Raw genomic sequence first — 12,654 nt, forward strand, 5'->3', positions numbered from 1 at the left:
GTCCGGTATTATTTTTCAGGAGACAAAACGAAAATTTTCAAATTATTTGTATTCAAATATTTTTTTGCCGTCTCTTTAAAACTCTGCGCGCTGACCGCTTCAATTCGTTTTGCCGCTTCTGTTATTTCATTAAGCCCTCTACCCACCTGCAGTTTAGCACTGATCTGGCTCAACCAGTATTCATTGCGTTTGAGCTGAACCTCCAGGCTCTTTGCAAACTCCGCTTTGAATTTGGTCAATTCCCCGGCGCCTGCGCCATAGGCAACCAGCTTGTTCAATTCATCTTTGGCAGCCATCGTCAATTTTTCCACCATGGCGGGTGAGCAGGTAAACACAATGCGCATTTCGTAACGCTTGCTGTTTTCCAGCATGCTCATGGAAATTCCAGGCGAATAAACCTCATGCTCCGTTCCACGAAGCCTTTCGGTCATTTTAAGTTGTACGATATCCCTGATGGCAGTCATATTTCCCACCAGGTTGGCGTCATCCGTATATTTTCCGTCCAGGATCATCGTTACAGTAGACCGGTCGGTTTTCCCTTTTTCGATTATTTTGGTAAAGCCGCCCTGAGGATATGCATATTGAATATAATTGGTGCCTTCATTCCTGTTCAGCGAGGGAAGTCCTGCGAGGTATTTCTGCACCAATGGCCTGATCGAATTGAGATCGAAACTTCCCACCAGTACAAAAGTGAAATCCGAGAAATCGGCAAATCGCTCTTTGTAAATCTTAAGCGATACTTCCGGATCGATCATATCCACTCTTTCCGCAAAAGCTGCTCTCTTACGGAAATGATGACCGAACATGATGGAATTGATTGAATCAGCGTATACATTTGAAGGTTTACTGTATCTTTTTATTGCCCTGTCTTTGGCTTCTTTGAGCACACCGGCAACTAAATCCTTATCCAGTTTTGGTTGCGTAAAATAGAGATACATCAGCTGGAAAGTGGATTCCAGGTCCTTTTTACTGGTGTTCGCATTGATCCCTTCATAGTTTTCGCTGATGAATGGATTTACCTGCATGATCTTACCCGTCAATACCCTCGACAGTGTTTTCAGGTCCAGGTCTCCAACACCTCCCCTGGATAAGATCCCTACAGCATCGATTGCCGACTGATAATCCTTATCGGGATACAGTGAACTTCCTCCCTGGCTAAACGCCGAGATCAATACCTGGTCATTCCTGAATGTAGTTGGCTTGAGTACCACTTTTGCACCATTGTTTAATTGCCAGGTAGTGATCCCCATTTCAGGATCGGTAGTTTCAGAAACGATGCTACCCCCTTTCGGTAATTCGTTCATCAGTTTCTTATTCACTTTCTTTTCTTCCTGAACAACCAGTTCTTCTTTATCTACCTCTCCTGTCCATTTTTCCAGTTCTTCCACGCCAGGCAGCTGTTCCTGTTCATTGAGGGGTGCTACCACATAGAAATCCCTGTTCTTATAGTTGTAAAATTTTTCGATCACAGCCTGAACTTCTTCCAGCCCGATATTATTGATATGCTGATTGTAGAATTCATTGAAAAATTCAGCAGATGGGTAAGGTGTTTTTTTCAAGAAAGCATTTACATATACCGATACATAATTCTGGGATGTAACCTTATTCCGTTCGCCAAACTGGTAATCTTTTTTCTCGATAAAAGAAGCTTTTGCACGATCCAGTTCATGTTGGTTAAAACCCAGCTCTTTCACCTTACGGATCTCGCGGGTGATGGTTTTGAATCCTTTTTCATATTCACCTGGATTCACAGTAACATTAACAGAAGCTGATCCCAGGCCAGTAAACAAGGATTCTATTTTTCCACTTGCACTCAGGAATGGCATTTCAGCGCCTCTTCGTAAATCGTTTATCCGGTTGGCCAGCATTGTATTGAACAGGGAAATGATCATGGAATTTCTAAGGTCCAGCCCGGATTGGACCTTATCCGGAGAAGGATATTTATGCAATACCTGGATAGTGGTGTTGGTGATCTCATCATCCAGTATGGCCTGGTAATGTTCCCGTTCAATTTGAGGTATCTTTACCTCCTCCGGTTGAGCAACATCTGGATGCTTCTTCAGATCACTGAAAAGGGCAATGATCTTATTTTCCATTTCCGCCGCATCAAAATCACCCACCGCGATGATCGACTGCAGATCTGGGCGGTACCAGTCGTGATAAAATTTCTGCAGATCGGCAGCCTTTGCATTTTTCAATACTGAATCTATGCCGATAGGCGCTCTTTCTGCATATTTAGCGCCATTCAACAGGTTAAACAGACTTTGCTCCCTGATGCGTTGCTCCAATCCCTGCCGCTGCCTTTTCTCAGCAAGGATGATCCCACGTTCTGTATTCACACCGGATTCCGTGATATCGATATACTGCGCCCAATCTTTCAGGATCGCCAAACCAGTGCCAATCAAATTGCTGTCCGTGGGAATCGGAAGCTGATACACGGTTTCACTATAACTGGTATAGGCATTCAGATCGGCCCCGAATTTAACGCCAGCCTTTTCCAGGAAATCAATCACATTATTTCCCGGGAAATTCTTTGTTCCGCGAAATGCCATATGCTCTAAAAAATGCGCCAGGCCTCGCTGCGCATCGGTCTCATGAACAGAACCGATCTTATTCACCAGGTAAAGCACCGCCCTGTTCTCCGGATTCCTGTTCTTACGGATATAATACTTCAAACCATTCGGCAGCTCACCGGTAACAACAGCAGAATCATTCGGCAATATCTTCTTATCCAATCCTTCCAATGAAACTTTTTCATCTTTACAGGAAACTACGCCGATCATCAAAAATAACAACACCAAAATACCAGCTCTTCGAATTATCAAAATGCTCATAATAGAAAAATAAAATGATTAACTATTACACAATTTCTTTGATGGAAAAAGATCAAAGATCCCTTCCTGGCGGATGATCATCATACCATGACGATCATCCGAAATTCCCTCCTGCAGCGTATAGGTATACCTGGTAGCATTCCCATCCAGCAAAGAAGGCATGTATTTATACTGAATACCTGCAGCTTCCTGTTGCAGCAGGGCGCCCACTTCAACAATATGGGTGCTCAGAACAAACAGGCTTTGCTTATAATCCAGCATGGCTTTGGCCACCCCGGAAGTAGCATCAAAGGCATCTTTCACATTGGTGCCCTTGAAGAGCTCATCAAAAATGATCAGCAGCTTTTTTCCCCCCGCCACCTCAAGAGCCACATCCTTCACCCGCAATACTTCCGCGTAAAAATGACTGTAGCCCTTGCTGATATTATCGGGTAAATTGATAGAAGTATAGAAGCCATCATAAACTGAGGTTTCCATTTCCGTAGCAGGAACCGGAAAACCCAGATGCGACAGGTAGAAGCAAATACCGATGGTTTTCATGAAGGTGGACTTGCCGGCCATATTGGCCCCGGTCAGGAAGAGCAGGTTTTGCCTGGAATCCAGTTGCAGATCATTTCCAATGGCTTTTTTCAGGCCCGGATGATAGGCTCCCTTTAATTTCAACAGCGCTTGCTTTCCCTGATTGATCACAGGAAAACAATAGTTCTTTTCTTCCATCAATTGCGCAATACCCAGGAACAGGTCCAGTTCATGACAATCACGGAGCAATTGATTGAATGTTTCATGATCAGCACCGCGCAGGAAAGACTCATACTTACCCTGCTGTATAACCGATAAATTACCTTCGGCAATATCCTTTTCGGCCAGTTCCAGCAATTTGTTTTCCAGCAACGGAAGATATCGCCTGGTCAGGTTTTGGAGATAGCCGGATTCTATGCCGGCCAATGTTCCCCGTAACCAATCCCTGATCTGAAGCAATGCCTTTAATCCATCGGTGAGCAGCGCATTCACATGTTCCTGCTCTTCTTTCATTCCGGCTATTGCTTTGGATTTTCTTTTGAGCACCTCTGTGAACAGCCTGGCTTTGCTTACCGGTGCAAAACTTGAGATGTATTGTTCCAACGCTTCAAACTCCTTCTGCTCAACCGGAAAAACAAGCAGCTTCCCCACCAATGACCCGATATCGCGCTGCCGCTCTTCAATAGCAGCCGCATTTGTGAGGGGATGTAGAAAATATTGCTCCAGCAGCTGCTCTCCTCCTTTCGTTCTTGTTCGGTTAAAAAGAGAAAAAACAGAATCGGTTTTATACCTGCCCAATAAGTTGAGGTCTTCCGTAGTCTGCTTATCGGTACAGAACGATGTCACTTCCTTATTCATAATATTGTGCTTTCTTTCCATTCGCTAAAATGTCCAGGATACCTTCGTTCTGAATGATCAGCATACCATGACGGTCCTGCGTTACGCCCTCTGTCAGAACATAAGTGTACAAAGGCGTATTCTCCTTCATCACTGTAGGCATATAGGCATACCGGATATTGTTGCAGCGCTCACGCAGGTTATCAGCCGCCTCAACAATATGGGTCGATACCAGCATGAGGCTGTTATCCAGTTCTGAATAAAGGGACGTGACGGCAACTGTAGCCTCATGTGCATCCTTCACATTCGTCCCCCGGAATAGTTCATCGAATATGATGATCAGCTTTTTCCCTGCCGCCAGTTCCATGGAAACCTTCTTCACCCGCAATACCTCTGCATAAAAATGACTATGCCCCATTTGTATACTATCGGAAAGATTGATGGTAGTATAAAGGCCATCATTAACCGTAAACTTCATAGAGGCGGCAGGAATGGGAAAACCGATATGCGCCAGGAAAACCGTGATACCAAAGGATTTCATCAGGGTAGATTTTCCCGCCATATTAGCTCCGGTCAGGAATAACACGCGCTTCGCAGCATCCATTCGTATATCATTTCCCAATGCACCGGGCACCAGCGGATGATAAAAGCCTTTTATTTCCAGTTGCTGATCGCTACCGGGCAGTACTTCGGCAAAAGCCAGTTTTCTTTCCCTGGCAACAGTGGCAACAGAAATATAGATGTCTAACCAGTATACATACTCTAAAATAGTTTGCAGCTTTTCATAATGGGTAAAGCGAAAGAACCTGTCGAAGGAGGCCATCTGTTCAAAAGACAATTTGCTGTTCAGCGATATATACGCTAACCTGAATTCCTCATCATCCAGCATAGCTTTTACCTCTTTTTGCATTTTTTGAAAAGAAGTATTGTGCCCTTTATCAGCAATTTTTTCCAGGAAAGCGCTCAGGTGGCTCAAACACTCACCAATTGCCTTGAGAGCCTTTTGCGTGAAGTTCAACTGCGTGTCTACTCCCAACCATTTGTTCAGCTTACTTTCCATTGTCTCCCCGTCCGCTCTGAGCAGGGTCCTGCTGTCGCGATCGGATAAATACGCTACCATAACCTCTATCCACACGGCTTCCAGCGGAAACGCAGCCGCCGACCAGCAAAAGTATTGTATCGTTTCACTCCGGTCCCTGATCTCAGTTTCTCCCGTAGTGGGATAATGAAAGATCTGCTCCAGCTTCATGGCGCCGCCAGTGGTATAGGTCCGGTTAAAGAGTGAATACACAGACTCTTTTCCTTTTTTACCGAAGATGTTCAGATCATCCAGGGTTTGCTTATCTGCATTGAAGATCATAACTGCTTCTTTTTTAAATTACCTGGCCCTTCTTCTCATCCAAATGAATACACCACCCAGCGCCAGCACCAGCGGGAATCCGATTTTCAACATTCCACCCACCGTCTTCCATGATTTAGAATAATTGATCTTGTTATCGATGGGAGGCGCCAGTCGCATATCGATGGGCGCTTTCCCATCACTCAGCCAGAAGAAGGCGGCTGCAATGAGGAAATAATTGCCTGCTCTCAGTTTCGGACGGTTGATCCCAAGCTCTTTATTGCTCAACCAGTCTGCATCTCCGGTTACCAGGATCTTTTGTTGTTTATCATTCACTGTTCTGCTCAACGCCATTACAGTAGGGTACTCCTGTTCTGATTCCCCTTTTTCAACATCCAGCACAGGCAGGTTATCGATGGTATTGAAACTGTCTTTTTCAAGCCATGTACCGGATGCAGGCGTTCTGAAAAGTGTAGTGGCCTCGAATCCTTTTGATGGATCGAACTGCAGCACTGAACTGCCGGCAAGCGCCAGGAAATAATTCTGTTTCTTCATATCCTCCAGTTGAAAGGAGAACTTAACGGCTTCATCCGAAGGGCGCAGTGCAATAACATCGGGCTGAATATCTTTATTGGCATGCGCCAATGTACCAGGCAGGAATTTCACACCGATCTCTTTGGTGATCTCGTTCATTTGTGCATTAACATCCGGCTCACCCGCAATGATCAGGTTGCCGCCTTTGGCGATATATTTTTCCAGGTTTTGCAGCTCGATGGAAGTATAAGGTTTCCTGGGCTCCGCAATCACCAGGATCTGAATATCGGCAGGCACTTCTGATGTTAGGGAAATATTGGCAAAATCAAAACCCTGGTTCAGCATGGAATGACGGAATGTTTTTTCCTCGGTTACCATATTATAGCCCCTGTCCTGGTTCGAATTGCTTTGACGCTCTCCATGTCCTTCCACAAACCCCACTTTCGGAAGTTCCATTACCAGGCGTTTAAGGGCCGCCGTTATCTCTGCTTCGCTGGGATGCACATACATATCATTGAAGATGCGCAGGAATGTTTTTTGTCCGTTTGCCGCTTCCAATACGTGCACATAACGGTAATTCTCACCCGACAGGTCCACATTGTCACTGATCTCATCATAGGGCTTTACATCGAAGGACCAGTTGTTCAGGATCTTCAGGGAGTCCATTCTTTCCGAATCTGACAGATCGGGGAAGCGGGTTTCGAGATAGGAGTAATTGGCGCGATGGTAGTACAGGGTTTGTTCCAGTTTCATATCCGGTTTGAAGCGGAGATATTTTTCAAAACGCTTGGCTTCCTGCTTGTAGTTTTTCGGCAATCCAAAGAAGTAATACCTGTCCAGCATATTCGCATAGGTATGAATGGTCAAAGGACCTTTCAGCATGTCAACCACTTTCTGGCTGTTCTCACTGATCGTATTCACTTTCGAATAAGTGGTATCGTAATACACTTTGAAGGAAGGCAGAGCGCTTACATAACCAACCAGACATACCGCCATCAGCGTAACTGCATATTTTGAAAAAGTGGCCCAGGCTGAGGTCTTCTTTCTTTCTACCTGCAGCTTGATGATAGTGAAAGTAACAAAGAGCAGTATCACCATAATGAAATAAAGCAGGTCTTCCGAAGTGATCAGCCCTGAAATGAATGTGTTGCTTCTTCCTGCAATAGCGATCCAGTAAGTGATATCCCTTACAAATGCGATATCCTGCCACCAGCTTTTCATCAGGTTGAGCAGGGCCAGTATTGCCAGCGTACCAATGGCCGCTACAACGGTATAAGAAGTAATGGACGACATAAAAAGACCTACAGCTGCATATGCACAGATCAGCAGGAGTAATCCCAGCAATGCGCAGAGTACTGCTGGATAATCGAAGTTCTCAACCGTGAATGCGCCATGCAGGCAAAACATGCTCAATATCCCGATCAGTGTGAATGCAAAAACGATCAGGGCCAGGTATTTCCCCAGTACGATCTGGAAACTATTGACCGGCGAGGAATACAGCAGCCTGATGGACCCGCTGTTGAACTCCCGGCTGATCACTCCCATTGTCAATAATGGAATATACAAATAGAGATATCCCTGGATGCTGAGAAAGAATCCATCCATTTGATTATTGAAAATGCTATAGGTGATATTTTTGGTAGCCTGACCCAAAATATCCCTGTGCGCCATTGCGCCATAAAGATTGGTATATACGATCCCTGTCTGCAATGCGAAGATCACCAGTATCAACCAGGCAACAGGAGAATAAAACAATACCTGTAATTCCGCCTTTGCAATCCTATATGTTGTTTTCATTGATTGTTCTTTTGTTTGACAGCTTAAAAAGATCAGGACTTCTTCTTTGAGAGCTCGGCAAAAATATTGTCGAGTGAATTTTTGTTTTGTGAGATGTGCAGCAGCTCCCAATTGTTCTCTACAGCGCTTTTCACGATCCTGGAGATCACTTCCCTTGAATCGGAAGCATAGTTCACTGTATAGTCGATGCCTCCTGTGTGAGCAGCTTCAACCACTCCGTCGATGGCTGTTAAGTATTGCAGGGAAGGGAGTTGGGCCAGGCTCACGGTAAGTGAACTGGGCTGCAGGTAAGTGTCGAAATCTTCCATGGGACCGGAAAAGATCATCTGCCCTTCATTGATCATCCAGATATGCTCGCAAAGCGCCTGCACTTCCTGCAGGATATGTGTAGACAGGATCACTGTTCTTTCCTCAGCGATACTCTTGATCAGTTTCCTTACTTCCAGGATCTGATTCGGATCCAGGCCATTGGTGGGCTCATCAAAAATTACAAACTCCGGTTTGTGAATGATCGCCTGTGCAATACCGGCCCTTTGTTTGTATCCTCCTGAAAGGTTCTTGATCAGTCGCCTCCTGTAATGAGAGAGATTACATTGTTCCATTACATTTTTCACCGCGGCTGGAATTGCTGCTTTGGGTATCATGCGCAGGTGCGCACAATAGGTCAGATATTCTTCTACTGTAAGTTCAGGTTGTACCGGAGGCACCTGCGGAAGAAAACCGATCCTTTTCTTAGCCTCCACGGGATGCGCATCCAGATCGTATCCCCTGATATATACATTTCCTTTTGTTTGTTTCAACACTCCACACATGATATTCATGATGGTGGATTTACCTGCTCCGTTAGCTCCCAACAATCCATAAATCCCTTTTTCCATTATTTCAAAGCTGATGTCTTTGATGGCCCATTGTACACTGTACCGATGGGATAGCTGTTCCACTTTTACAATAGATTCGCTCATAAATCCTGAAAGTTTTAAAAAAATGATGCCCTGTATCGCCTGCTCAGGCGATTTTGCAAAACCATATATGCAGTTGGAGGATTAACGCATGATACTGTTTTTGACGGTTATATCGGCAATGCGTCCCAGGCCTGTCATGCGATGTAATTCAACCGGGTCGGGCAATGTAAGGGATGCATCGGAAATATTATAGAGCACAACTGTACCGTCTTCCAGTCCCACAGCCAGTTCCAGGGAATTGTCTGACTGGCTCATTGCCGTGATCTTACTGCCAAAGGAAGTGAACAGTTTGGCCGCAGCACCCGTTATCATATCATAATAATACAGGTCATTATTACCAGGGCCTCCGGAGAAGAAAATAAAGTTCCTGTTCCTGATGCCGATATATTTACTGTCAGCATTTACAAAGCTGCTACCAGTAAATGGTTTTCTTGCTTTGGGAGAGAAAGTGATCACACGATTCATATTGCGCATGGTAAAAGATTGCAGGTAGATCTGCGTTTCTCCTGGTTGCCTCATCAACACCACCCCATCGGTGGAAGCGCCATTGCCACTATTGGGTATTTCATTGAAGGAGCCGCCCCAGACATACTCCCAGTCACCCATATGATTGAAGTTGACATGGTCCATAGGATAAGGAGTTGCAGGCGCGGGGCTGGGCAATGTATCGATAACCACCCATCCACCGGTTGGATTGGGTCCGTTCAACGAGAGGTAAAGGATCCTGTTGTTCAGTGCATCATACATGAAATTCATCAGGTTGGCATTGGAATATGGATTCCACAGGTCCGTTATCTTCATTCCATAAAGCGTGGTCATAGGAATATTCAACCAGGGCATGGAAAAAGGAACAGGTGAATTGGAGAATAACCTGGGATATACTTCCCCGTTGGTGTTCACCAGCAAATGGGCATTGGGATAAAAGCCCATATTGATGGGATCGATATTGGCAGGCGCACTGCCGGCAAAAGCATCTTTCAATTTCAATCGTTTCTGCAGGCTGTAAGAATCCAGCTCTACCGTCCCCTGCCCTCCCTGCTGCATTACTACCAGGCTCCACACGCCGGTCATAGGATAGTTCTTCAGTTTGATTGGTTTACTTCCCAGGGACTCTCCATTGTTTTTCCTTTTATAAATATCACGGTCATCAACATATGCTTTTTGAATGGCATCATAACGGATATGCGCCAGTTCTGATTCTCCGTTCATTTCATAAAGGATACTATAGCCGCTCTGATAGGGAGAGGTCAGCCGCAGTATTGCAGTAGTTGTAGCGAAGTATTTAACCTTTGTTGCTTTATCCACCATGCAATAAATGATGGGCAATGTGCCAGGCGATGCTCCATTGTATACCAGGATGGAATCGGTACTCACCAGCTGATCACTCACATACCATTCATGACCGTAATCTGCAGCAGTTTTGGTGGGATCGCTGTATTCCCTGATGGCATCGACGGTTACAGGATTATCTATCAGTCCATCGATATTGGTAGCCTGAAATCTTATGGTAACGGGGCTTCCATCTTTATAGGAATAATTGCCCTTGTCTTTGATACATCCCGGCAATGAAATAAGCAGGGAAGCCAAAACAGTATATATAGAAGATTGTACTTTCATTGTTCTCAGATTATAGATTAACCAATTAGGGGAAGGCTGGCCAGCATATCCGATCCATCTTCCATCAGGAGGGGCGTTCCGTTTTCCTTCATTTCAATCAGGTAGTACTTGAAGCGAAGCATCAATACGCGTTGCTGGCTGGGATCATACGCAGCAAGATCGCCCACACCCGTAACATCCATGAAAGCCCTGAATTTTTTCTCGGAATAGATGCCCAGGTAGAACCTGTCCATTTCAGCATTCCACCAGACCGGTTTTGCTATCAGGTCACTGATCTTGAAAACACGGTATGCATAATTGGTCTGTCCGGCTTTCACCTCTTCTGTATCCTTTATCCTGATGGTCAGCAGTACTGCTTCAGTGGCCAGCTGTGGGATATTCTTGAAAACAATATGAGCAGTATCCTGTGTAAAACCTGCCCTGTATTTGAATACTGTGGGTAGTGTATAGGTAGTGGATGGCGCATTGGTTTTGTCCTGCACCACTTCTATGAGATAATTCAGGTCCTTTTCAGGCATTGTGCCTGTAAGCATTACGGGCATTGCCAGGTCCACTTCTGACTTACCGGGATGAAAGAAAAAAGAAAACTGCATGGTATCGGTGAAAGCCGTGGTAAACTGGATATAATGATCGCCTTTATAGTTTTGAATTTCCCTCTTTGAGCAGCTTTGCAAAGAGAGCCCGGCAACCATCAATAATATTATTGCTAATTGTTTCATGTGTTCTGATTTCGATAATTAGTAAATGACTTCTCCTTCCGGAATCTTGAATGTGAACCTTTCATCCATGGGGATCAGCTGGGTACTGCTGATCTGCATGCCCCTTCCCAGTCTTTTGTAGGCGAAGATGGTCTGGCCTTCCGTCAGGAATTCCCTTCGATATTCATTTAATAACTCGTTATAGAAACCGGCTTCTGACTGGTCCGTGAATGTATTGATCTTACCTCTCGCTACACGCACCTGGTTGAGAATGGTGAGCGCATCTGCGGTTAGTCCTTTACGGTAGAGCGCTTCACTGTAGATATAATAGATCTCACTGAGACGGAGTACAGGAGCAAATGTATTCTGCTGCATCCTGAATTGCCCGGTTGAATTGGTAGCTATCCATTTCTGGCTCACCACATCGGTAGATACCACAGCGTCCGGAACCAGCAGGTTGATCCTGTAATCCCTTTCATTTGAAGGGAACCAGGCGGAAACCTGCTTGTTGATCCTGTACCTTACCGTAGTGCCTCTATACGCGGTGATATCGGCCACAAGGTCTGTGTTGAATGATCCGAACAATACATCATCTGCAAACTTCGTATATATGTTCACGCCAGCTGCATTGGTGGAGGAGGTGAATTCCCACCATTTCTTTCCCAAAGGACCGTATGTGTACACATATGCAGCCTCACTCAAGGCACGCTCCACATCACCGGCATACAATGCTACTTTTGCCAGCAGACCTGCAATGGCCACATGATTCAGGCGCATCATGCGGAAAGAGAAAAATCGCTCTTCTGCAACATTGGTGCCCACCAGGCGGCTACTAAGTTTTGTGCTGAGCGATGCCCTGTTCAGGATGGTATCGTTCTCTGCTACCAGGTCCTTTGCTTCTTCCAGGTCGTGTTGAATGTTTTGCAGAACAGTGGAAGTGGGCGATGGCGCAGTGTAATAGGAAGGGTATTTGTCAACGTATGGAACGTATTGCCCAGACAGGTCCTGGGCGGGAGAAGGTGCAAAAAGTCTTACCAGTTCAAAATGAAGCATCGCCCTCAATGCGATGGCTTCTCCCAGGATCAGTTTTTTCTCCACATTGCCAAACTGGAACAATCCGGTATCCTTCCCTTTTATTTCATTGATCAGTTTATTACTGTTGGCAATGGCCTTGTAGGCATTCCCCCAGATATTTGTTCCTATTGCAAGAACAGTGGGATCGGTCTGAATGAAGGTGGTGGCGGCATTCTGATATTCCTGCGAAATATCGTTACCGATGTAATCCTGCGCCAGCGCACTGTTCAGGCCCCAGGTAAGATTCCTTCCATACAGATTGCCTTCAGCAATATATTGGTAAATCCCATTCAGAGCATTCCGGAATCCGATACCTTCACTGAACAGCCGTTCCTGGGTGATCTGGTCGGTAGGCTTTACATCCAGCCATTTATTACAGCCCGAAAAAACAAGTACAGAAAGTACTACTGCTATATGTTTAATGAATGTTTTCATGTTTCTGT

The 12,654-nt window shown here is 45.3% G+C and carries 8 protein-coding genes; all 8 read right to left on the bottom strand.

From position 1 onward, the window contains the following. Positions 1 to 8: 8 nt before the first annotated feature. Positions 9 to 2,834, bottom strand: coding sequence for a M16 family metallopeptidase (locus D9Y29_RS05725; protein WP_127125895.1), 2,826 nt, complete (start codon positions 2,832 to 2,834; stop codon positions 9 to 11). 18 nt (positions 2,835 to 2,852) lie between these two features. Continuing rightward, positions 2,853 to 4,211: a MutS-related protein gene (locus tag D9Y29_RS05730; RefSeq protein WP_164735274.1), complete on the bottom strand. Its 1,359-nt coding sequence runs from the start codon at positions 4,209 to 4,211 to the stop codon at positions 2,853 to 2,855. Further along, positions 4,204 to 5,550, bottom strand: a complete 1,347-nt coding sequence (locus D9Y29_RS05735) for a MutS-related protein (protein WP_127125899.1) — start codon at positions 5,548 to 5,550, stop codon at positions 4,204 to 4,206. Before D9Y29_RS05735 ends, D9Y29_RS05730 begins: the two co-directional genes overlap by 8 nt. Positions 5,551 to 5,568: 18 nt before the next feature. Next, complete coding sequence (locus tag D9Y29_RS05740; RefSeq protein ID WP_127125901.1) at positions 5,569 to 7,860, bottom strand: Gldg family protein; 2,292 nt, start codon at positions 7,858 to 7,860, stop codon at positions 5,569 to 5,571. A 32-nt stretch (positions 7,861 to 7,892) separates the two neighbouring features. Next, complete coding sequence (locus D9Y29_RS05745) at positions 7,893 to 8,822, bottom strand: ABC transporter ATP-binding protein (RefSeq protein ID WP_127125902.1); 930 nt, start codon at positions 8,820 to 8,822, stop codon at positions 7,893 to 7,895. An 81-nt stretch (positions 8,823 to 8,903) separates the two neighbouring features. Continuing rightward, positions 8,904 to 10,439, bottom strand: a complete 1,536-nt coding sequence (locus tag D9Y29_RS05750; RefSeq protein WP_127125905.1) for a PKD-like family lipoprotein — start codon at positions 10,437 to 10,439, stop codon at positions 8,904 to 8,906. 17 nt (positions 10,440 to 10,456) lie between these two features. Next, positions 10,457 to 11,158, bottom strand: a complete 702-nt coding sequence (locus tag D9Y29_RS05755; protein ID WP_127125907.1) for a DUF4843 domain-containing protein — start codon at positions 11,156 to 11,158, stop codon at positions 10,457 to 10,459. An 18-nt stretch (positions 11,159 to 11,176) separates the two neighbouring features. After that, entirely contained in the window at positions 11,177 to 12,646 is a 1,470-nt protein-coding gene (locus D9Y29_RS05760) for a RagB/SusD family nutrient uptake outer membrane protein (RefSeq protein WP_127125909.1), read from the bottom strand. Positions 12,647 to 12,654: the final 8 nt, after the last annotated feature.

The organism is Pseudoflavitalea rhizosphaerae (assembly GCF_003991355.1).
In the GTDB taxonomy this organism is placed as follows: Bacteria; Bacteroidota; Bacteroidia; order Chitinophagales; family Chitinophagaceae; genus Pseudobacter; species Pseudobacter rhizosphaerae.